The 21921-nt window shown below is 73.5% G+C and carries 16 protein-coding genes; 9 read left to right on the top strand and 7 right to left on the bottom strand.

The features are described 5' to 3' along the window. Nucleotides 1-340 precede the first annotated feature (340 nt). Nucleotides 341-1234 carry a helix-turn-helix transcriptional regulator gene (locus Sm713_RS01315; RefSeq protein ID WP_212907864.1) on the bottom strand — a complete coding sequence of 298 codons (894 nt, stop codon included), beginning with the start codon at nt 1232-1234 and terminating at the stop codon, nt 341-343. Nucleotides 1235-1535: 301 nt separating this feature from the next. Here Sm713_RS01315 and Sm713_RS01310 point away from each other — a divergent pair, with 301 nt between their 5' ends. Further along, nucleotides 1536-2024, top strand: a complete 489-nt coding sequence (locus tag Sm713_RS01310) for an ATP-binding protein (RefSeq protein WP_212907863.1) — start codon at nt 1536-1538, stop codon at nt 2022-2024. Nucleotides 2025-2045: 21 nt separating this feature from the next. Here the strand turns inward: Sm713_RS01310 and Sm713_RS01305 are convergent, their stop codons facing one another. Continuing rightward, the gene (locus tag Sm713_RS01305) at nt 2046-2288 is read right to left on the bottom strand and encodes a DUF397 domain-containing protein (protein ID WP_212907862.1); all 243 of its coding nucleotides are present in this window, start codon (nt 2286-2288) and stop codon (nt 2046-2048) included. A gap of 899 nt (nt 2289-3187) precedes the next feature. Here Sm713_RS01305 and Sm713_RS01300 point away from each other — a divergent pair. Continuing rightward, nucleotides 3188-5497 carry an FUSC family protein gene (locus tag Sm713_RS01300; protein WP_212907861.1) on the top strand — a complete coding sequence of 770 codons (2310 nt, stop codon included), beginning with the start codon at nt 3188-3190 and terminating at the stop codon, nt 5495-5497. 125 nt (nt 5498-5622) lie between these two features. Here Sm713_RS01300 and Sm713_RS01295 read toward each other — a convergent pair whose 3' ends face one another. Beyond that, complete coding sequence (locus tag Sm713_RS01295; protein ID WP_212907860.1) at nt 5623-6156, bottom strand: hypothetical protein; 534 nt, start codon at nt 6154-6156, stop codon at nt 5623-5625. 341 nt (nt 6157-6497) lie between these two features. On the opposite strand from Sm713_RS01295, the gene Sm713_RS01290 reads away from it, so the two are divergent. Next, entirely contained in the window at nt 6498-8333 is a 1836-nt protein-coding gene (locus Sm713_RS01290) for a bifunctional 3'-5' exonuclease/DNA polymerase (protein WP_212907859.1), read from the top strand. Between the two features lie 45 nt (nt 8334-8378). Here the strand turns inward: Sm713_RS01290 and bla are convergent, their stop codons facing one another. Continuing rightward, complete coding sequence (bla, locus tag Sm713_RS01285; RefSeq protein WP_212907858.1) at nt 8379-9536, bottom strand: class A beta-lactamase; 1158 nt, start codon at nt 9534-9536, stop codon at nt 8379-8381. Nucleotides 9537-9642: 106 nt separating this feature from the next. Between bla and Sm713_RS01280 the strand changes: the two genes are divergently transcribed. From Sm713_RS01280 to Sm713_RS01270, 3 genes are all read left to right on the top strand, one after another. Continuing rightward, nucleotides 9643-10707, top strand: coding sequence for a LysR family transcriptional regulator (locus Sm713_RS01280; protein WP_212907857.1), 1065 nt, complete (start codon nt 9643-9645; stop codon nt 10705-10707). Beyond that, entirely contained in the window at nt 10673-11626 is a 954-nt protein-coding gene (locus Sm713_RS01275) for a serine hydrolase (protein WP_212907856.1), read from the top strand. The genes Sm713_RS01280 and Sm713_RS01275 overlap by 35 nt, the downstream gene beginning before the upstream one ends. A 332-nt stretch (nt 11627-11958) precedes the next feature. Further along, nucleotides 11959-13314: an MFS transporter gene (locus Sm713_RS01270; protein ID WP_212907855.1), complete on the top strand. Its 1356-nt coding sequence runs from the start codon at nt 11959-11961 to the stop codon at nt 13312-13314. A 439-nt stretch (nt 13315-13753) separates the two neighbouring features. Here the strand turns inward: Sm713_RS01270 and Sm713_RS01265 are convergent, their stop codons facing one another. Further along, complete coding sequence (locus Sm713_RS01265; RefSeq protein WP_212907854.1) at nt 13754-14209, bottom strand: carboxymuconolactone decarboxylase family protein; 456 nt, start codon at nt 14207-14209, stop codon at nt 13754-13756. A gap of 581 nt (nt 14210-14790) precedes the next feature. On the opposite strand from Sm713_RS01265, the gene Sm713_RS01260 reads away from it, so the two are divergent. Beyond that, entirely contained in the window at nt 14791-17475 is a 2685-nt protein-coding gene (locus tag Sm713_RS01260) for a polysaccharide lyase family 8 super-sandwich domain-containing protein (RefSeq protein WP_212907853.1), read from the top strand. Nucleotides 17476-18017: 542 nt separating this feature from the next. Here Sm713_RS01260 and Sm713_RS01255 read toward each other — a convergent pair. Further along, the gene (locus Sm713_RS01255; RefSeq protein WP_212907852.1) at nt 18018-19247 is read right to left on the bottom strand and encodes a cytochrome P450; all 1230 of its coding nucleotides are present in this window, start codon (nt 19245-19247) and stop codon (nt 18018-18020) included. Between the two features lie 332 nt (nt 19248-19579). On the opposite strand from Sm713_RS01255, the gene Sm713_RS01250 reads away from it, so the two are divergent. Together Sm713_RS01250 and Sm713_RS01245 are read left to right on the top strand one after the other, a co-directional pair. Continuing rightward, nucleotides 19580-20176: a MarR family transcriptional regulator gene (locus tag Sm713_RS01250; protein ID WP_212907851.1), complete on the top strand. Its 597-nt coding sequence runs from the start codon at nt 19580-19582 to the stop codon at nt 20174-20176. Between the two features lie 213 nt (nt 20177-20389). Continuing rightward, entirely contained in the window at nt 20390-21088 is a 699-nt protein-coding gene (locus Sm713_RS01245) for a type 1 glutamine amidotransferase (RefSeq protein WP_212907850.1), read from the top strand. 58 nt (nt 21089-21146) lie between these two features. Here Sm713_RS01245 and Sm713_RS01240 read toward each other — a convergent pair whose 3' ends face one another. Continuing rightward, nucleotides 21147-21815, bottom strand: a complete 669-nt coding sequence (locus tag Sm713_RS01240) for an ABATE domain-containing protein (RefSeq protein WP_212907849.1) — start codon at nt 21813-21815, stop codon at nt 21147-21149. Nucleotides 21816-21921: the final 106 nt, after the last annotated feature.

Genomic DNA, 21921 nt, shown 5'->3' with positions numbered 1-21921 from the left:
TCTGGGGGGTCGCGCGCGGGCGGGGTCACGCACCGGGCGGGGTCACGCTGAGCTGCGGAGTCACTCTGAGCCAGGGAGTCTCAGGTTCGCGCACGGGCGTCGGGGAATCGGATTCGCGCGGCGATGCCGGGGGCCTCGGGGGCCGCACGTCGGCGTCGGGGGTCTGGGGCGCGGCCGTATGCGGCGCGCGGGGTGCGGGGCACGGGATGCGGCGCACGGGGCGCTGGGGCGCCGGTCGGCGGCGGGTCGTTCGGGTCCGCCTCGTGGCCTCGGTGGCAGCCTCGTGGCCTCACGGCCTCGGCGGCCTCACGGCCTCGTGGTTCCGGACGGGGCGGGTCTCTCAGATCCGTCTGAGGAGGTCTCTGAGCAGGTCCCGGGTCTCGGCCGGGTTCGGGGACGTGTGCTGGAGCTCGCTCATGGCCCGTTCGTACTGCTCGACGTCCTCCTTCTTGTCGAGGTAGAGCGCGCTGGTGAGCTGCTCCAGGTAGACGACGTCGGAGAGGTCGGACTCGGGGAAGCTGAGCATGGCGAACGAGCCGGACTCCCCGGCGTGCCCGCCGGCACTGAAGGGCATCACCTGGAGGGTGACGTTGGGCCGCTCGGAGACCTCTATGAGGTGCTGGAGCTGGCCGCGCATCACCTCGGGGCCGCCGTACGGGCGCCTGAGGGCCGCCTCGTCGAGGACGACGTGGAAGTCCGGGGCGTTCTCGGAGACCAGTACCTTCTGCCGCTCCAGGCGGAGCGCGACGCGGCGCTCGATCTCCGCCGGCTGCACCTCCGCGTTGCCGCGGGACACGACGGCGTGCACGTACGCCTCCGTCTGGAAGAGTCCGTGCACGAACTGCACCTCGTACAGCCTGATGAGTGACGCGGCGCCCTCCAGCCCGACATAGGTCTGGAACCACCCGGGCAGCACGTCCGAATAGCTGTGCCACCACCCCGCGACGTTGGCCTCCTTGACCAGCGAGAGCAGCGCCTCTCGCTCGGTCTCGTCGGCGACGCCGTAGAGCGTCAGCAGGTCCTCTACATCCCTCACCTTGAAGCTCACCCGACCCAACTCCATGCGGCTGATCTTCGATTCGGAGGCACGGATCGAGTAGCCGGCGGCCTCACGGGTGATGCCACCGGTCTCCCGCAGCCGTCTCAGGTGTGAGCCCAGCAGGATGCGCCGGACCACGGAGCCCCCGCCGGCGCCCGACGCCTGGGGGTAGCCCCAAGACTCTCCTGCGGTCACTTCGTCAGCCCTCCCACAACGTCTTCAGGAAGCGAAGTCTGCCACTAAAACGCTCCACCCCGTACTCATCCGGTTACGGAAACAGAGAATCCACGAAACCGCAGCACAAGTACAGCCAAGAAGCCATCGAGAAGAAATGCGGGCGAACCATCTCGGGGGCCTATATACCAGGCGCGTGCACGTGCATCTGCCCTTGCATCTGGTGGGGGCATTGGGAACCATGGTCCGCGCACCGCTTCACAACGCGCACCACCGCAGCACCGCAGTAGCGCTACGGCCGCTCATCACGGGAGTGCCTCGCATGGGGACGAAGAGATCGACCATGCTCGTCGATCCGTTAAAGCAGGGGCTTCCTCCTGTCGACCCCGCGTCCGCCTCCAGCGCCGCCTCCTGCGCCCTGCCCCCACGGTACGAAGCGGTGCGCGAGGCCCGGCACTTCACCGACAGGACGCTCGGCCACTGGAAGCTGGGCGACCGCTGCGAGGACGTCTGCCTGGTCGTCTCCGAGCTTGTCACCAACGCCCTGCGGCACGCGCTGCCTTCGGACACCCCGCGCGAGGACGAACCTCCCGTGCGCCTTCATTTGATGCACTGGACCGCCCGGCTCGTGTGCGCGGTGCGCGACCCCAGCGCGGAGAGTCCCCTTGCGACCCCGCCGGACGCCGGGGATCTGGCGGCGGAGTCGGGCCGCGGATTGTTTCTCGTCGAATCGTTCAGCGACGGCTGGGGATGGCATCCGCTTGCGGGCGCACTGCACGGGAAGGTGGTCTGGGCACAGTTTCATCTGTGAGCGTGCGGTCACCGAAACGGATCAGGGGCCCGCTATGAGGTGGTCGAACTCACCGTCCTTGATGCCGAGGAGCATGGCTTCTATCTCGGCGCGCGTATAGACCAGCGCGGGCCCCTCGGGATCACGGGAATTGCGTACGGCCACTTCTCCGCCGGGCAACCTGGCGAACTCGACGCAGGACCCCTGGGAGTTGCTGTACCTGCTCTTCTGCCAGGCCACCCCGCACAGCTCCGTGGCCGCCATGCCGTTGTACACGTGGTGCACAGGTCGCTCCCAGGTGGTGCAGTGGCCAGGTGGCCATAATGGCGATTGATGCAGCGGTCAACTGCTTCGGATCATAGCCGCGTCCCCAGGCCAACGCATGGGCATATGCTGCCTGCAGATGCATGCGCAGATGCACGTGCACACGCGGTGTTCCGCTGATTACAGTCGACCGTTACCCGAACTAACGGTGCTCTCGTGCCCGTTCCCCCAGTCGGGGAGCGCAGTCCTGCTTTGCGGAAACCGCGGCTCCAAGGGTCCCTTCGGCGGCTCCCCTTGGCGGAAACACATGCACTGCTGGAAAGACGAATACGGGGCAGTTCTTGTTCCGCCGTCTTCCCCACCGCGGTCATCTGGCTCAATCCCGCCCATGGAACTGCCCACTCCGTCCCCTTTCGTGAGCGGTTGACGAATCGTGGGGAATCCGGATCGATCCGGAGAGAAGTGAAGAGAACAGAAGAGAAGCGCCAAGAAGTGAAGAGTGGGAACGAACGGCGGGGCCCGGGGCGGAGCCCGGGAGGCGGTGCGCCGGCGGAGACAAGCGGAACGGGACGGGTGCCATGCGGAACGGTTACGTCGACCACGCGGCCGGGTCGGCGGCGCGGCACCGACCCGCCGTTCCGCGCCGGCCGCCCCGCGGTGCGTACTCGATGCCTCTCCCGGAACGTCGGGGGCGGGGGCTCCACCCTGGCTGGTCCGCACGGGTCGGCCGCGCAGCCGGCCCGCACCACGAGATCGGGCGGAAACTGACGGCCGGTCGGGAGGCCCGTGGGAGAAGCGGAATCCGGTGAGGCGCGCGGGGCGCAGGGATGCGGACGCTGCAGGTCGTGCGGCCGCGCGGGCGTGCCCGTTCGGAAAGTGTCGGCCGGGGGGGGTTGAACAGGCGTCCTATCCTGTCGGGCGTGAGCTGGATACGGGCGCTTAAGGAGACCGGACGCTCAGGTCTGGCGATCGAACGCAAGCGGCTCGAACCGCTGGTCGCGGCCCGCGGCGCCCTGGGGCTGGCGATCGTGATCGCCTTCAGCCAGTGGGCGTTCGGCCCGGCGGTCGCGGCCGGCTCGGCGTTCGGCGCGTTCCAGGCCGCCATCGCGACCTTCCAGGGGAGCTGGCGCCCCCGCCCCGAGCTGGCGTTCGCGTCCGGTACCAGCCTCGGCATCTCCACCTTCCTCGGCTACCTGACCGTCACCCACCGCCCGGCGTTCCTCGCGCTGCTGGTGGTGTGGACGTTCCTCGCCGGGCTGAGCTGGGCCGCGGGGCCCACGGTGGGCTTCATCGCGTCGACCAACGTGGCGATCATGCTGGTGACCGTCACCCTGCCGACCTCCGTGGCGCAGGCCGCCGCGCACGGCGGCGTGATGGTCCTGGGCGGGCTGGTGCAGGCGGCGCTCGTGGTGCTCCTCCCGCTGGGCCGGTGGGGCGCGCACCGGGACGCCCTCGCGGGGGCGCTGGCGTCCGAGGCGGAGTACGCGCGCGAGTTGCGCGACGACCCGCAGGCTCCGTTCGACCCGAAGCCGCTGATGCAGGCCCGCGACGCCGCCGCCCTCACCCCCCGTCAGGCCCGCACCCGCCCGGCCGAACTGCACGGCGCACGCGGCCTCGCGGAACGCATCCGCCCCGTGCTGGCCGCGCTGGCCGACCCCGCCGTGGGCGCGGCCGAGTCGGGTCGGCAGCGGGAGCGGGTGCACGAGCTGCTGACAGCCGCCGGCGCGATCCTGGACGCCGTGGCGGACGCGATCCGGCACGGCCGGCGTGCCGAGCTGCCCCCGAACGCGGTGGCCGCGTTCGCCACCCCCGACACCGGCACCATCCTGACCGGCCCGGCCCGCCGCGCGGCCGTCCGCCTGAGCACCCTGCTGCACGACCTGGCGGAGGCCGCGGGCGGCGTCCGCGGGCACAACGGGCTGCCGGTCCGGGGCCGGTCCGCGGCCGAGCACGGGGCCGGCGGGCGGGCCGGGGTGGAGGCCGGGACCGGCGATCACGCTTCCCGGCGGCGGGGGCGGCAGGAGGCCGGGGACAGGCTGCTGCGGCGGCCGGGGCTGGTCGGTCTCGTGCCGGAGGCGGTGCGCGCGATGCGGCGCGAGGCACGGCACGGCTCGCAGATCAGGCGGCACGCGCTGCGGGCGGCGGCGGTGGTGGCCGCGGGCTACCTGCTCGGCAGCGCCCTGCCGCTCGGACACGGGTACTGGGCGCCCATGGCGGCCGTCATGGTGATGCGCCCCGACTTCTCGGGGACCTACTCGCGGGCGGTCGCACGGTTCGCCGGCACCCTGGTGGGCGTCGTGCTCGCCACGGCCGTGGTGCGCCTCGCGGCGCCCGGCACGCCGCTCGCGGGCACGCTCGCCGTGGTCTCGGCGGGCCTGATGTACCTGCTGATGCGCACCGGCCAGCTCGCGTCGCAGGCCTGCATCGGCGCGTACGTCGTCTTCCTGCTGGGCATGGGCGGCGAGGAGTGGACGCAGACCGTTCCGCAGCGGGTGCTGCTCACCCTGCTCGGCGGGGTGCTGGCGATGCTCGCCTACGCGGTCTACCCGGACTGGGAGACGCCCCGGCTGCGCGGCAGGCTGGCGGACTGGCTGGGCACGAACCTCCGGTACTCCGCCGAGGTCGTCGGCCGCTACGGGAACCCTGCCGGCCACGGCTCCGCGGAGGTCCGTACGGCGTTGCTGACCGCTCGCGACGCCCGTATCGAATGGCGCGAGGCGGCGGAACGTGCCGGCACCGAACCGGTGCGGGCGCGCGGTCTGTCCCGCACCGCGGCCGACGCCGCCGCCCGTGCAGTGGGGCAACTGGGCCGGGTCACCCTGCTGATGGAGGCCCACGCTCCGGCCCGCGACGCCGACCCGTGGCCCGCGGCGGAGCGCCTGGCGGACGCCCTGGGCAAGGCTGCGGAAAAGGGCGCCAAGGCGGTGCGCGAAGGGCACGTACCGCACTGGGACGGGGTGCGCGCGGCCCTGGAGACGGCGGGTGAGGACGGGGACGGCGGGCACCCGGGGGCCGGGGACGCGAGCGGCGGGGACGCTGGTGCCGGGGACGCGAGCGGCGCGGACACAGGTGCCGGGAGCACGGAGGAAGCGGGCGCGGGCGAGCGCCCGCTGGACGGCATCGTGCTGAGCAGCGGCCGGCTGCTGCTCGACGCGCTGGACGAGCTGTCGGACGCGCTGCGCGCCGGCAGCGACGCGCGACTCCCCATGAAGGGCGCGAGACTTCCCTGAAGGGTCAGCCCGCGGCCCGTACGGAGCCCGTACGGCGTCGGCGAGTCGGCGAACCCGGGCCGGTTCGAGGACGCCAGGGATCGACGTCGGACGTCAGGGGTCGACGTCAGGGGTCAGTGCGCGATTCAGTTGGTCGGCAGGCCCTGGGGGAGCTGGCCGTCCTTGGACCTGGTGTACGTCTCCTCGCCGAGGCCCTCCCACTTGATCTTGAGGGTGGTGCCGTCGACGGAGTCGACGACGCCGTGGCTGCGCCCGTCGCCGCCCTTCGCGCACTTCAGCGAGATCACCTGCGTGCCGCTGTCGGTGGCGGTGGCGCCGCTGCACGTGTTGCCGCCGGAGTCGAAGAGCCCGGCCTCCTTGCCGTTGACCACCAGGGCCACGGCCTTGCCCTGGCTGGTGGCGAGCCAGCTTCCCGCCAGGCCGCCGCTCGTGGGCTTCCCGGAGTCGCCGGCGCTGGTGCCTGAGGTGCTGCCCGACGCCGAGGCGGACGGCGAGGGGGGCGCCGAGGTGCCGGCGGCGTCGGCACCGCCGCTGCCGCCCTTGGAGCCGTCGTCGCCGCTGTCGTCGCCGCTGCCGCACCCGGTCAGCACGAGCGCGGCGGCGAGCCCGCCTATGACGGCCCCGATCCTGACCCGTGTGGAGAGAGAAGACGACGTCACTGGTGTCCCCTTGCTGGCGCTGGTGGTGGTGTCCTTGCTGCGGGACCACCGTGATCCCGCGGTCCGCAGCAAGCTACCAGGGGCGGTGTGAACAAGACGGGGCCGATCGTGAAGGTGCGGTGACGCCGGCGGCGGCGCGCGGGCGGCGGACCGGCGGCGGTCCAGGTCGTGGCGGGAGCGGGGGCGGGACCGTGGCGCGGGAGATGCGCGGGCCACCCGCCGGGCCGGCGGTGGTCCCTGGACTTACAGCCCGGCGGTGGATCCGGGGGGAATGGCCGTGGATCCGGGGAAACGGCGGTGGATCCGGGGGAATGTCAGTGGGGGCTGCCAGAATCGATCGCATGACCGAACGGTGGGCGGTGGCGCCCCTTGAGGGCGGCGGGGCCGAGCTCGTCGCGCTCGGCCCCGGCGGGCTGCCCGCGGGCCCGGTGCGCGAGGAGCCGGACCTCGCCGAGGCCGTCCGTTCGCGCGGCGAGGTGGCCCGCTGGGTGTGGCGGTCCACGGCCGACGTGTACCCGAGGCTGCTCGCCACGGGCGTGCGCGTGCCGCGCTGCTACGACGTCGAGGCCGCCGAGACCCTGCTGCTCGGGCACGAGGGCCGCCACGGGGAGGCGCGCTCCGCGGCGGCGGCCTGGGCGCGGCTGCGCGGCGGCCCCGTGCCCCCGGATCCTCCCCCGCGTTCCGCGGCGCCCGGCGCGCAGTCGTCGCTCTTCGAGCCGGAGCCCGTTCCCGTCCCGCTGGCGGCGCTGCTGGAGGTGTACCAGGAGCAGCAGCGCCGCCACGCGCGCGCGGAGCACCCCGAGCGGATGCACCTGCTGACGGCGGCGGAGTCGGCGGGGATGCTGGTGGCGGCGGAGATGCACGCGGCGGGGATGCCGTGGCGCGCGGACGTGCACCGCGCCGTGCTGCACGAGCTGCTGGGCGAGCGCTACGCGGGCGGCGGTGAGCCGCGCCGGCTCGCCGACCTCGTGGTGCGGGTGTCGGAGGCGTTCGGGCACCGGGTGCGCCCGGATCTGCCCGCGGAGGTGGTGAAGGCGTTCGCGCGGGCCGGCATCAAGGTCCGCTCCACGCGCCGCTGGGAGCTGGAGTCGGTGGACCACCCCGCGGTCGGGCCGCTGCTGGAGTACAAGAAGCTGTACCGCATCTGGGTGGCGCACGGCTGGACGTGGCTCCAGGACTGGGTGCGCGAGGGCCGCTTCCGCCCCGAGTACCTGCCCGGGGGCACGGTCTCCGGCCGCTGGGTCACCAACGGCGGGGGTGCCCTCCAGATCCCGAAGGTGATACGCCGGGCGGTGATCGCCGACCCGGGCTGGCGGCTGGTGGTGGCGGACGCCGACCAGCTGGAGCCGCGCGTGCTTGCGGCGATCTCACGGGACCAGGGCCTGATGGAGGTCGCCAGCCGCCCCGCGGACCTGTACCAGTCGGTGTCGGACCGCGCGTTCGCCGGTGACCGCGGCAAGGCGAAGCTGGCGGTGCTGGGCGCCATATACGGCCAGACGTCCGGTGACGGCCTGAAGAACCTCGCGGCCCTGCGCCGCCGCTTCCCCACCGCCGTCGCCTATGTCGACGAGGCGGCACGCGCGGGCGAGGAGGGCCGCCTGGTGCGCACGTGGCTCGGCCGCACCTGCCCGCCCGTGACACCGCCCGGCGCGGACGGCGAGCCCGCGGGGCTCGACGAGGCCGGTATCCCCCAGGAGGACGGTGGGCCGGATCCCGCCGCCGGCTGGCCGGGGGCCGGGGCTCCCGGCCCGGCGGGGCTCTCCGGTGTGGAGGGGCTCCGCGGTGGGGCGTACGGGTCCGGTGCGGGGGTGTCGCAGGGGGCGGACGGCGACGGGGAGGCGGGCGGCGGGCGGCCGGGCCGCGGATCCGGCGGCCCGGCCGCGGCGGCGCGTGCGCGGGGCCGCTTCACCCGGAACTTCGTCGTGCAGGGCAGCGCCGCCGACTGGGCCCTGCTGATGCTCGCCGCGCTGCGCAGCCGCTGCTCCCCGCTCGCCGCCGAGATCGTGTTCTTCCAGCATGACGAGGTGATGGTGCACTGCCCCGCCGGTGAGGCGGAGCGGGTGTCGGCCGCCATCCAGGAGGCGGCCGACGAGGCGGGGCGGCTCACGTTCGGCGAGAGCCCGGTGCGGTTCACGTTCACCACGGCGGTGGTGGAGTGCTATGCGGATGCCAAGTAGGTCCCCGCGCCACCCGCGCCCCTGGGTGCGCGCGGGTCGCCCGGCTCATCGCTCCGGGACCAGCGCCCCGGCGACGATCCGGGCGGCCTGGGCGATGGTCGCCCGGCCCGCCGTGGAGTCGGGGTCCTTCGGTGCCGTGTAGACGCTGAGGATCAGCGGGGCGCGGTGGGGCGGGCGGATGAGTGCGACGTCGTTGGTCTCCCCGTGGTTGCCGCTGCCGGTCTTGTCGCCGACGCGCCATCCGCCGGGGAGTCCGGCCCTGATCGACTTCGCGCCGGTGACGTTGGCGTCGAGCCAGGCGAGGAGCTGGTCGCGGTCGTCCGGTTGAAGGGCGTGGCCGAGGGTGAGGGTGCGCAGGTCCGTGCCCATGTGTGCGGGGGTGGTGGTGTTGAGGACGCCGTCGGCTTCGTTGACGCCCGGTTCTCCGCTGTCGAGGCGGGTCACGGGGTCGCCGAGGGTCCGTAGGAAGCGGGTCACGGCCGCGGGTCCGCCCGCCATCGACAGCAGCTGGTTCGCCGCGGTGTTGTCGCTGCGGGTGATCGCTGCCGCGCAGAGCGCGGACACCGTCATACCGTCGTCGAGGTGGCGCCCGGTGACCGGCGAGTTGTCGAGGAGCTGGGACCTCCTGAAGTGGACCACCTTCTTCAGCAGGCCCGGCCGTTCCCGCCCGGTCCGCAGGATCGCCGCCGCGACGAGCAGCTTGAACGTCGAGCACATCAGGAAGCGCTCGTCGGCCCGGTGCCGCACCTCGCTGCCGTTGCCCGTGTCCAGGGCGTACACCCCGATCCGCCCGCGGAAGCGGCCCTCCAGCGCGGCGAGTTCGGCCTCCGCCCGCCCGATCGCGGACGGGGCCGGGGAGGGTGTCGCCGCACGGGACGGCGTTGCCGCGCGGGAGGATCGGGTCGGTGCCGGGTCGGAGGCCGCCGGCCGGTCCGGGCCGCACCCGAGGAGCACGGCCCCGGCTCCCGCCAGGCCTCCGGTCAGCGCGGCACGGCGCGACCATCCGCCGCGAGGGCGGGGGCGGGGGTCGGGGCGAGAGGGAGTCGGCGGATGGTCCGCGGAGGCCTGGGGGGTCGGTTCGTGGGCCGTCGGTGCGTGGGCCTTCAACACCTTGGGCGTCGGCGACGCCCCGGCCTTCGGTGTGAGGGCGGCGGGGGTCTCGTGAGCCGTGACGCGGGCGCCGGCCGGAGTGCAGTCGGTCATGGGCACCAGTCCAGCAACGGCCCACCGATAGCGCAAATATGAACGAAGGCGGGCTACGATACGCGATCACATATGCATGCTGTTCAAAGGCTGGTGTCGGCGACCGATGGACCTGCTGCGCTATCTGAACTTCTTCGTCACCATCGCCGAGGAACGGCACTTCGGCAGGGCGGCACGGCGGCTGGGCATGGCTCAGCCGCCGCTCTCCCAGGGGCTCCGGCGGCTTGAGGACCATCTGGAGGTCACGCTGTTCGACCGGGGGCCGCGCGGGGTGACGCTGACCGCCGCGGGGCGCGACCTGCTGCCGCGTTCCAGGACCCTGCTGGAGGACGCCGCCGCTCTGCACCGGGCTGCGACACGGCACGCCGAGGCGGCGAGGACCCTGCGCGTCGGGGTCGTGCCGGAGCTCGGCGCCCGCGCCGCCGCCCGGCTGGCGGCCCGCGCCGCCCGGCACACCGGCAGGCGCACGTCACTGACCACGGGGCCCACCGTCTCCCTGGTCGACGCGGTCTCCGCCGGGGCGCTGGACATCGCGGTCACCGGGCACCCGGCGGTCCTGGAGGACGCCCGAGCGGGCCCGGTGGTGGCGCTGCCGACCGAGGTGCTCGTGCCGCGCACCCATCCCTCGGCGCGCACCGGGGGACCCGTCGCGTTGCGGGCGCTGCGCGACCTGGAGCTGGCGACCACGCCCCGGGCGCACGCGCCCGCCGCGCACGACCTGCTGCTCGACACGCTGGAGAGCCGCGGCCACCCGCCGCGGCCGGTCGAGGTCGACGGGCCCACGGCCGCGCTCGCGCTGGTCGCCACGGGCGCCGCGTTCGCCCTGACGCCGGACCCCGGCCTCGACAGCGGCGATGTGCGCCGGCTCCCCCTCGCCGGGGAACCGGTGCCGTTCCGGGTGCGGATCGCCTACGGCGAGCCGGCCGCGGCGGGCATCGTCGACGAACTCGCCGACGTCCTGCGGGCTCTGGCCTCGGGGGCCGGAGTGGAGGACGGAGGGGAGGCCGGAGCGGACGCCGGAGAGGAGGACGGAGAGGAGGACGACGCGGGCAGAGTGTCCGCCCGCTCCCCCGCGGCCGCGAAACGCGTCCCCTCGGCCGCCGAACCGAACCCGTCGCCGAGGAGGCCACCCCGGAATGAGGATCACCGATACCGGTACCGGTACCGATAGGGACACCGGCACCGACACCGAAGCCGCCGTCCGCGAGATCTTCCGGGACGCCGGTGTCCGCGGCTGGCTGCACGCCAGGCCCGTCGGGGGCGACGGACCGCGCTCGGCGGGCCGGGAGGTGTGCGTGGGCGCGGACGTGCCGGTGGTGATGGCCTCGGTGTACAAGGTCGTCGTCCTGGTGGCGTTCTGCCGGGCGGTGGACGCCGGCGAGCTGGACCCCCGGCAGCCGGTCACCGTCCGGCCGGGGCGCCGCACCCCGGGATCGACCGGGATCTCCGCGCTCGCCGACCCCGTCACCATGTCCTGGCGCGACCTCGTCACCTCGATGATCACCGTGTCCGACAACGCCGCCGCCGACGCCGTCCTCGAACGCCTCGGCCTGGACAGCGTGGACGCCGTGCTGCGGGACCTCGGCCTGACCGCCACCCGCATCCGCGGCGGCGACGCCGAGGTGCAGCGCACCATGCTCGCGGACACCGGGACGGACGACGTGGCGGCGGCGTTCTCGGTGCTCGCCGACAACGACGTCCCCGTGGCCTTCCGCGAGCTCAGCCCCGCCTTCGGCTCGGCCACCACGCCGAGGGACATGACCCGGCTGCTCACCCGGCTCTGGCAGGGCGAGGCGGCCTCCCGCGGGCAGTCGGACTTCGCCCGCCGCCTGCTCACCGCACAGCTCTGGCCGCACCGGCTGCGCTCCGGCTTCCCCGACGCCGCCGTGGTCGCCGGGAAGACGGGGACCATCGGCGCCGTGCGCAACGAGATCGGCGTCGTCAGCTACCCCGGCGAGCACCCCGTCGCCGTCGCCGTCTTCACGCACGCGGCGCGGACCGACGTCACGGTCCCGCGCGCCGACGCCGCCATCGGGGCGGCCGCCCGCCAGGCGGTGAACGCGCTGCGCGCGCCGGCGCTCGACGAGTGAGTGGCTGACGGACGGCCTCGCCCGCGCCCCGCGAGCGCGAGGGGGGAGGCGGCGTGTAGTCGGGCTTGCCGGTGAACGCCGTCCGCACCCGGCAAGCGCGAGGAAGGAGGCGGCAAGGAGGGCTGAGACCTCCGTGCCGTCCACCATGTGACCGGTATGACCTGCTTACGAAACCGACTGGTACGGTATTCAACCAGTCATGGTCACAGCGGTGCCCGGCGGCTCCAGGCCCGGCGTTGCGCCCGTTCCGCCACCGCTGCCCCGGTCCCGGCGGCCCCCGCGGTCCCGGCCCGTCCGCCCCCACGCGTGAGGTGCTGCACAGGTGCTTGCAGTTGAGTGACCCCCAGGCAACGTCGTCCGGCCCGGCCGCGCCGGGACGCCGGCTCATCCTGATCCTCGCCCTGGCGTGCGGCATCGGGGTGGCCAACATCTACTTCCCGCAGGCCATCAGCCCCCTGATCGCCGACGGGCTCGGCGTCTCGCCGGGCGCGGCGGCGTCCGCCGTGACCGCCTCGCAGTTCGGGTACGCCCTCGGCATCTTCCTGCTCGTGCCGCTCGGCGACCGGATCGCGCACCGCAGGCTGGTCCCGGCCCTGCTCGGCATCACCGGCCTCGGCCTGGTCGTGGCGGGCAGCGCGCCCGGCCTCGCGGTGCTGGTCGCCGCGAGCGCCGTGATCGGCGCGGCCACCGTGGTGCCGCAGGTCATCATCCCGATGGCCGCGGGCCTGGTGTCCGAGGGCCGCCGGGGCGCGGTGACCGGCACCCTGCTCAGCGGCCTGATCGGCGGCATCCTGCTGGCCAGGACGTTCAGCGGGTCGCTCGGCGAGTGGCTCGGCTGGCGGGCGCCCTACTACGTGGCGGCGGCGCTGATGCTCGGCCTCGCCGCGGTGATGGCCGTCGCGCTGCCGGCGACCGCCCCCACCTCCTCCGAGCGCTACCCGCGGCTGGTGACGGGGTCGCTCCGGCTGCTGCGCGAGGAGCCGGCGCTGCGCCGCACCTGCGTCTACCAGGCCGCGGTGTTCGCGGGCTTCAGCGCGGCCTGGACCAGCCTGGCCCTCTACGTCACCGGGCCGGCCTTCGGCATGGGGTCCTCGGTGGTCGGCCTGATCGCGCTGGTGGGTGCGGGCAGCATGTTCAGCACCCCGATCGCGGGCCGGCGGGTGGACCGCGGCGGGCCCGATCCCGTCACGCTGGTCTGCCTGCTGGGCACGCTCGCGGCGGCGGGGATCCTGGCCTTCGGAACGCTGCACGGCATCGCGGGTCTGGTGATCCTGACGGTCGGCATGCTGGTGCTCGACGTCGCCGTGCAGAGCGGCCAGGTCGCCAACCAGGGGCGGATATTCGCCCTGCGCCCCGAGGCCCGCGGCCGCATCAACACCGCCTACATGACCTGTGCCTTCCTGGGCGGCAGCGCGGGCTCCTGGCTCGGCGTGCGGGCGTACGGCCTGCTGGGCTGGGGCGGGGTGGCGGGTCTCGTCGCGGTGCTGGGCGCGCTGGCGCTCGTCCGGCACCTCCGGCACATGTGGCGGGCCCGGCGGACGGGGCCGGACGGCGCGAACGGTACGGACGGCATGGCCCGTACGGACGGCATGGCCCGTACGGACGGTACCGACGGAACGGACGGTACGAGTGTCGGCGGGTCGGCGGCAGCGGCTTCATGCGGCCACGGCAGGCAGGAGGCCAGCTGAGCCCGCTGAGCGGGCGGGCTCGCCGGGGACACGCGGCGTGTCCCCGGCGGAACCCTTGTGGGGGGTGGGGAGATGGCCTTATCGGGACGCCGGCCGGCCACCTTCCGGAGGCCGGGAACGTTCACTTCTTGACGCCGGGATGCCATGGCAACCCGAGGTGGTGCCAGAGAGCGCTCTCTGGTTGACCCGATGATTACGGTTCTGGTGCGTACACGTCAAGAAGGTGAACGCATATCAGTACGGGGGCGGCACGGGAGCGCCGCGGGGGGCCGTTGCCTGGGTTGACGAGACGGTCGGACGCCGCCGGGCGGAGGGGTTGTTGCGGTCGACCACCAGCCGGTGGGTGATCGCTCGCACAGTTCCCCCCGCCCGTTCAGGGCGCAGGTCGGCGGCCGGGCCCCACCGGCACCAGGGCACAAGCGGCCGTGAGGCCGAGGCGCTACCAGGTCGCGCCAGCGACCTGCCTCGTCGTCGCGTTCATGCGGTTGAAGACGTTGGTGACGCCGATCATCAGGACGAGTGCCGAGATCTGCCGCTCGTCGTAGTACTGCGTAATCTCGTCCCACAGGGCGTCCGGAACGGGGTCCGGGCGGTCCGCGAGGCGGGTGACGGCCTCGGCGAACGCCAGTGCCGCGCGTTCCTCGTCGCTGAAGAAGGGCGCCTCGCGCCAGGCCGCGACGGCGGTGAGCTTGTCGTCGTCGACGCCGGCCTTGCGTGCGCTCTGCACACCGCCGTAGACGCAGACGCCGCACCCGTTGATCTGGCTGGCGCGCAGATGCACCAGTTCGAGGGTCGACTGCGGCACACCGCCCGTTCCGGCCGACTTCAGCAGGGCCAGGATCGGCTGCATGGCCTCGGGGATGACCTCCGTGGGGTTCTTCATACGTGCGCGCATCGTTCGCTGCTCTCCCTGTGTGTCCGGGCATGCGCGCGGTACCCGCCTGGTCGCGGGCGCGCGCAAGCACGCGGTGGGTGTGGGTCGTGGTTCGCGGGTCGTGAGCGCTGCGCAGGCGCTCGTCCCTGTGGTGCGCCTTGTGGTGTGCGCTTGTGGTGTGCCTCGCGGTGTGCACGGCCGCTGCACGGACTCGCAGCACTGACGAAGGGCGGCGAGGCGATGTGACGAGATGGTGTGTGCCCCCCTCACTCGCCCCGCCCATGGCCCGCCTCACGTGCTCCGCCATGACCACCGTCGCGGGCTATGCCATGACCACCGTCGTGGGCTATGCCATGGCCACCGTCGCGGACCCCACCCCAGGCGCCGTACCGGGCCCCGCGCCCCGAGGCGCGCCCCACTCCCCGTACCGGAACAGCCCCCAACAACCGGCCGTGCGCGGTTCATTGACACCTGTAGTACGCATTGCTTGGATACGGCGAGCCTTTCGGTCATTTCACCCCGCCACTTCGCCCGTCGCCTCACCCCGTCACTTCACCCGTTGTTCCGCCCGGTCATCTCGCCGACATGGGGAGCGTGCGTCCATGGAGCCGTCGCGCCGCGCCGTGCTGTCCGTCCTGTCCCTCGGCACCGCGGCCGGGCTCTCGGCCGTGGCCGGGGCCGGGCCCGCCTGGGCCGCCTCCGGAGCCTCACGTGCCCCGGGAGCCGCGACCGGCCCGCGGGGCGCCGCGGCCGCCGACGAGGCCGGCGGCGACGAGGCCGCCGTGCTGGCCAACACCGTCGCCATGCTCGCCGGCACCGAGGAGTCCAACGCCCGGCCCGACGTCGCCGCCAAGGTCGCCGCGATCCAGAAGACGGCCCGCGACCGGCTGGCCCTGCTGACGCCCGAGGGTGACGGCGCACTCTTCACGGGCGTGCCGCTCGGCACCAGCGACTCCAACCTGACGAGGTCGTTCCAGTACCTCTACGAGATCGCGCTCGCCACCAGCACGCCGCCGGGCCCTACTCCCCCGGCGGGTGACGTCCTGTACGGCGACGAGGACACCCGGCGCCGGGTCATCGACGGCCTCGCCCGGCTGTACGACGAGTACTACGGGGACCAGTCGAAGGGTTACTACGGCAACTGGTTCAACTGGGAGATCGGGATCTCGCAGCACGTCAGCAAGGCGCTCGTGCTGCTCCGGGACACGCTAGCCGGCTACCGGCCCGACCTCACCGCCACCTACGTCGCCGCGATGGACGGCTACCTCCGCAACGGCAAGGACGGCGACGTCGACCTCGACTCGCGGTTCCACACCGGCGCCAACCTCGCCGACATCACCACCAACCGGGTCCTCCAGGGCGCCGTCCTCGACGACCCGGCGCGGATCTCCAAGGCGGTCTCCGACCAGCTCACCGTGCTCGCCACCGTCGACCCGTACGACCTGAAGCACGGTGTCACCGACGGCTTCTACGCGGACGGCTCCTTCATCCAGCACGCGTCCGTCGCCTACACCGGCACGTACGGCACCGGGCTGCTCAGCCGCGTCGTGCAGACGGTCAAGCTGCTGGACGGCACCGGCTACCTCGGCGACGCGGACCCGGCGGCCGTGGCGCGCGGCTGGGTCAGGGACGGATTCGCGCCGCTGATCTTCGAGGGCTGGATGATGGAGGCCGTCAAGGGCCGCGGCGCGTCACGCTCCAAGAGCGGCTACGGCGACGTCGCGACCGTCGTGGAGGCGGTCGTGGACCTCTCCGCCTACAGCACCGGCACCGACGCCACCGCCCTGCGGGGCTACGTCAAGCACCTTCACGCCACCACGAAGGCCCCGCTCGACCCGGCCACCTTCGTCTCCCCCGTCAGTATCGCCCGGTACGCCGACATCCTCGCCGACGCCTCCGTGCCGGCCCACGACCTCAAGGAGGCGTCGTACACGGCCGCGTTCCACGCGATGGAGCGCACCGTGCACCACCGGCCCGGCTTCGCGTTCGCGCTCGCCCGCAGCTCCGAGCGGATCAGCAAGTACGAGTACATGAGCGGCGAGAACCTGATGCCCTGGTTCCAGGGCGACGGCGCGCACTACCTCTACCTCTCCGGCCAGGACCAGACCGAGGCGTACGGCGCCGCTCACTTCGCCGTCGTGCCGCCGTACCGCCTCGCCGGTGTCACCGCACCCGTCGAGACCCGCAAGACGGTGCCCGAGCTGTACGGCACGGCGTGGTACGACAACCCGGGCGCGGGCTTCACCTCGTCCTCCGAGTCGCAGAACACGTACGTCTACTTCCCGCGCGGCACCAACGCCTTCTCCGGCGGCGCCACGCTCGGCGACCTCGCGGCAGCCGGCCTCGTCCAGTCCGACGACGTCGCCTGGGCGGCGAAGCAGGCCGGTGAGCTGCCCGGCGACTTCGTGGCCTACCGGAACGCCACCGCCACCAAGTCGTGGTTCCTCCTCGACGACGAGATCGTGGTGCTCGCGGCGGGCGTGGGCGACCCGGCCGGGCGCGCGGTGACCACCACCGTCGACAGCCGCATCGCCGCACCCGGGGACACGCTCGCCCTCACGGGACGGTTCGCCGACGGCACGCCCTGGCCGGGCCCAGGAGCCCAGGCGGCCGGGCACAGCGCCCCGCTCGCCTGGCTCCGGTACGCGAACGACACCCGGCGCACGGCCGTCGGCTACGCCTTCCTGACCGGCCCCCGGAACCGGGGCGGCGCCGCGGGCCACCCGGCCCCGGCCCCGACAGCGCCTCCGACGGCAACCTTGGAGACCGTCACGCGGAGCCTGCAGGCCGTCAACACCACCAACCCGGCGACCTCGGTCACCAAGCAGGTCTTCTGGCTCGGCGTGGAGCAAACCGCCGGCGCGCCCGAGGGCACGCTGGCGTACGCGCTGCTGCCGGGCGCCACCGAAGCGCGGCTGCGCGCCTACGCGCACGAACCGCTGACCGTGCTCGCCAACACTCCCCGGCTCCAGGCCGTCGAGCACACCGGCCTCGGCCTCCTCGCCGCCAACGCCTTCGTACCCGGCACGCACCGGGTGGGCCGGCGGCTCACGGTCGACGGACCGGCGTCCGTCCTGCTGCGGGAGGGCCGTGACGGTGCGCTCTCGCTCGCCGTCTGCGATCCGACCACGCACCGGGACACGGTCACCATCACGGTGCACGGCAGGCCGCTGCGCACGGTCACGGCGGACGACGGCGTCGGCGTCCACCGCGTCCCCGGCGGCACCCGCGTCGAGGTCACCACCCGCCACGCTTACGGCCGGAGCCTGACGGCCACGCTGCGGTAAGGCCCCGGGAGGGCAGGTCCAACGGTCACCGTGCGGACGGGCCGTGGACAGGGCAGAGCCCGGAACACCGTCCGGCGAAAGTGTCCCGGGCCCGCGGGAGGCCTGATGCGGCCTTACCCCGTCCATGCCACCCGCTCCGCGGTCGCGAGGCCGAGCGGGGGTTGCGGTGCGGCGCACACTCAACCATCGTCGACTTCTGAGCGCAATATCTGGCGCAGAGCATGAATAAAATCGACAACCGGCCGATCATTCGCGATGCCGCTGGGCGGGGGGTGCCCCGCACCTAGAGGGCGCCACCGATGGGCGCGAAGCGCCCGCTGAAGGGGCGCGGGGATGGGGGCACCTCCCACGCCCTGAAGGCAGTGGGGGAGCGACAAGCCACGACGAGACCGACTGCTTGCCACCCACCGCCACCCACCCAATGACGGGCGCGAAGCGCCCACTGAAGGGGCGCGGGGAACTGCGCAAAACCCACGACGAGCCCGCACCCTGGCGCCGCCGGAAGACCAGGCACCGGCACCCCGGCCGCGTCAGCGGCCCCCTCACCACGCCACCGGCAACCCATGCACCCCGTACACCACCATCTCGGTGCGGTACGAAACCTCCTCCGCCGCCTGATCCAGCCGCAACGTGGGAAACCGTCGCAGAAGGGCCGGATACGCAAGCTGCAGTTCGATCCTGGCCAGGTTCTGACCGAGGCACTGATGCGGCCCGGACCCGAACGCGAGGTGCCGGCGCGGAGTTGCGCGGTCCACGTCGAGGCGGTCGGGGTCCTCGAAGACCTCCGGATCCCGGTTCCCCACGTCGGTCGCGCAGATCACCGCGTCCCCGGCCTTGATGACCTGCCCGCCCACCTCGACGTCGGCGAGGGCGACGCGCCGCCGCCCCATGTGCGTGATGGTCAGGTAACGCAGCAGTTCCTCCACGGCGTTCGCGACCCGCGCCGGATCGCCGTCGCGGACGGCGGCCAGCTGGTCCGGCCGCTGGAGCAGCGCGCAGGTACCGAGGGCGATCATGTTGGCCGTGGTCTCGTGCCCGGCCACCAGGAGCAGCCTGGCCTCCTTGGCGCAGTCCTCCGTCGTGCGCCTGCCCGTGGCCACGTACTCGGTGGCGAGCCGGCTGAGCAGGTCGTCGCCGGGCCGGTCGACCTTGACGCGGACGAGGTCGGCCAGGTAGCCGACCAGTTCCCTGGAGGCGGTGAGCGCGTCCTCGGCCGAGCTCTTGGTGTCGATCAGGACGGAGCTGGCGCGCTGGAAGAAGTCATGGTCCTCGTAGGGCACGCCCAGCAGTTCGCAGATCACCAGGGACGGCAGCGGCAGCGCGAACGCCTGGACCAGGTCGGCCGGCGGCCCCGCCTGCTCCATCGCGTCCAGCAGCTCGTCGATGATCGCCTCGATCCGGGGCCTGAGTGCCTGCATGCGCCGGAGCGTGAACTCCCCCGTGAACTTGCGGCGTTCCGCGTTGTGCTCGGGCTCGTCCATGACGATGAACGTGCGGTTGTGCGTGCGCGAGACCTCCTGCGCCGCGCTGGTGACCGGGAACCCGGGGTGGGCGCTGTCGGCGCTGATGCGCGGGTCCCTGAGCAGCGCGACCTGGTCGGCGTGCCGGCTGACCAGCCAGGCCGTGACGCCGTTCCACAGGGTCACCTTGGACACCGGTTCCGTCGCGAGGAGCCGGGACCGTGAGGGGGAGGGGTCGAAGGGGCAGCCGGCGGCGCGCTCGTTGGTCCACTTGGGGGGTGACGCGGGGGCTGTGGTGGAGGTCTCGGTCATGGCCTTCCTTCCCGGAGCAGATGGGGGTTTCCCAGGGACGGTGGTTGCCGGGCGAGTGCGTTACTTAACAAAAGCAAGCACTTCCTCAGCGGAACGTAACACTCCCATCACCTGCGAAGAAGGGGGCCTAGGTGTATAGGGCAACTTTCTGGCCATGCACGGCCGCGGCGCTCGATCCACACGACGGCGCCCTCACCAGGACCGGGAGCGGCCGGGGTCCGGCGGCCCCGCCGGCGCCCATCGGCGTCCGCCCGTGCCCGCCGGTGCCCGCTCGCCCGCGTCCGCGGCGAAAGTGACTGGGAGACGCCCCTCGCATAGGCCACTATCGGCGGGTGGACCAAGACGAAGGCGGAGCCGGTGCCGGGACAGGGGCGGAGTCCGGCGTGCAGCCGGAAAGCGGGCAGAGGAACCCGGAACGCAAGGAAGGGGAACGGCAACGCCCTCCGGAACCCCCCGACACCGAACAACCGGAACCGCACCCGGACCCGGACCCCGCGGCGGCCGAGCTGTACCGCTCCCTCGCCGACCTCGCCTACGCCATGGCGGGCCCACGCGCCCACACACGCCTGCGCACGGAGGCGGAGGTGCCGGTGGACCGCGCCTCCCTCGCCCTGCTGCGCACCCTCGCGTCGGCGCCCGCACCGATGCGGATGGGCGAACTCGCCCAGGCCCTGATGGTCCGCGCCTCCCACGTCAGCCGCGAGGTACGCCGCCTGGGACAGCAGGGACTCGTCACCTTCCTCACGGACCCCCGGGACCACCGCGTACGGCAGATCACGGTCACCGAGGACGGCCGGAACCTGGTCGACCGCGCCCAGGCCACCGGCCGGCGCTGGCTCGCCGAGGCCCTGCACGACTGCGCACCGGAGGAACTGGACACGACGGCGAGGGTGATCAGGCGGGTGATCGACGCGTATCGCAGCGAATGACGCGCACCTCGGCGAACGAGGCCCGGGGCGCACCTGGCGAACGCCGGCGCGCACCCAGGCGCATGAGAACCGGAGCGTCCCGCCACCACCGCCGGCAGAGGGAGAGGCTGAGGCCAACGCCGACGCCGACGCCGACGCCGACGCCAACGCCAACGCCAACGCCAACGCCAACGCCAACGCCAGCAGAAGCCGACACCCACATAGGCTGACACCGTGGCAACGGCACTGGTGGTGCAGAACACGAGGAACGGCGGTCCGGGCCGCTGGGCTCCCTGGCTCGCCGAAGCGGGGCTGGCTCAGGAGGTGGTCCAGCCGCACGCGGGCGCACGCCTGCCGGAACGCCTCGCCCACGACGCGCTGATCGTGCTGGGCGGCGGCTTCATGCCGGACGACGAGGAGCGCGCCCCCTGGCTGCGGGCGGTACGGCGCCTGGTGGACGAGGCCCTGGAGCGCGCGGTGCCGTACTTCGGCATCTGCCTGGGCGGCCAGTTGCTGGCACAGCACGCGGGCGGCGAGGTGAAGCCCTCGCACGGCACGCCGGAGTTCGGGAGCGTCCGGCTGACGCTGCGCCGGGAGTCCTCGGACGACCCGCTCTTCGGCGGCCTGCCACCGGAGGTGACGGCGATCCAGAACCACGTCGACCAGATCACCCGCCTCCCGGCCGGCGCCACGTGGCTCGCGTCCTCGGCCGACTGCCCCCACCAGGCGTTCCGGCTCGGCCCGGCGGCGTGGGGCGTGCAGTTCCACCCGGAGGCCGGCGCCGACCGCATCCCGAACTGGGGCGAGGCCCGCCTCACGGCCCACGGCGCCGACCGCGCGGCCCTCCACCGCCACGCCCTGGCCGCGGAACCGGAATCCGCGAGGACCTGGCACACGGTGGCCCAGCGCTTCGCGGACCTGACGGCGGACTAGCGACCGGCCCGAGACCCCGGCGCACCCTGCCGGGAACCGGCGCGCCTGGCCGCGGCCGCTACCCCCGGTGCGCGGCGGCGCCGCCCGACTCCGCGGCGCCTCCGTGGTGCCGCCGGTAGTGGCGGGCCACCCGCGCCCGGTTGCCGCAGGCGCTGGTGCACCACTCCCTGCGGGAGTGCTGCTTGATGAAGTACCGGTCGCAGCCGGGTGCCAGGCAGGCCCGCAGCCGGGCCCGGTCCGGTCCCGTGAAGAGGTCGACCGCCTGCCGGGCGAGCAGGGACACCACGCGGTCACCGAAGCCGGCGGTCGAGCCGAACACGGCCTCGGGCTCCGCGCCGTCCGGCCACGCCATCTCCGGCCAGACGCGGGCCAGGCCGCTGAGCCCGTTCACCGTGTCGAGCGCCTCCTGCCGCGTCGGATCCGCGTCCGAGAGGAACTGCGGGGGCGCTCCGGTGACCTCCGCGGCCAGCACGCGCAGGGCGTCACGCAACGCGCGCAGCCGCCCTCCGTCCGCCTCGCCCAGACCCGTCACGTCGGCCGCCTGCCCGCCGCCCACGACCACTGGCAGGCGTGGCGCGACGGCGTCGACCCACACGGCCGCCTGCGACGCGTTCCCGACCACGTCGTACGGCCCCCCGAGCCTGCTCAGGTGGAGCGTGTTCATCAGCTCGACCGGAAGGGGCTCGCCCAGCAGCGGCAGCTCCACGGCCGTCTCACTCTGTCCCATGCACTCCACCGTACCTCACCCCTAATGCTTTCTCTCTCTCCAACCATTTGACAGTCGCCCAGGACCATGCCATAGTCACTAACGGTTGAACGCGGCCCAAGCGTTA

The sequence above is a fragment of the Streptomyces sp. TS71-3 genome (genome assembly GCF_018327685.1).
Taxonomy (GTDB): Bacteria; Actinomycetota; Actinomycetes; order Streptomycetales; family Streptomycetaceae; genus Streptomyces.
Note: the sequence above shows the minus strand (reverse complement) of the source record. Positions and strands in the feature narration are given on the sequence as shown.

Bases quoted from the DNA above. Each gene is read 5' to 3' on its own strand.
- Sm713_RS01275 (WP_212907856.1), top strand. From the start codon at position 10,673: ATGAGGATCACCGATACCGGTACCGGTACCGATAGGGACACCGGCACC.
- Sm713_RS01255 (WP_212907852.1), bottom strand. From the start codon at position 19,247: ATGACCGAGACCTCCACCACAGCCCCCGCGTCACCCCCCAAGTGGACC.
- bla (WP_212907858.1), bottom strand. From the start codon at position 9,536: ATGACCGACTGCACTCCGGCCGGCGCCCGCGTCACGGCTCACGAGACC.
- Sm713_RS01290 (WP_212907859.1), top strand. From the start codon at position 6,498: ATGACCGAACGGTGGGCGGTGGCGCCCCTTGAGGGCGGCGGGGCCGAG.
- Sm713_RS01240 (WP_212907849.1), bottom strand. From the start codon at position 21,815: ATGGGACAGAGTGAGACGGCCGTGGAGCTGCCGCTGCTGGGCGAGCCC.
- Sm713_RS01265 (WP_212907854.1), bottom strand. From the start codon at position 14,209: ATGCGCGCACGTATGAAGAACCCCACGGAGGTCATCCCCGAGGCCATG.
- Sm713_RS01310 (WP_212907863.1), top strand. From the start codon at position 1,536: ATGGGGACGAAGAGATCGACCATGCTCGTCGATCCGTTAAAGCAGGGG.
- Sm713_RS01260 (WP_212907853.1), top strand. From the start codon at position 14,791: ATGGAGCCGTCGCGCCGCGCCGTGCTGTCCGTCCTGTCCCTCGGCACC.
- Sm713_RS01280 (WP_212907857.1), top strand. From the start codon at position 9,643: ATGGACCTGCTGCGCTATCTGAACTTCTTCGTCACCATCGCCGAGGAA.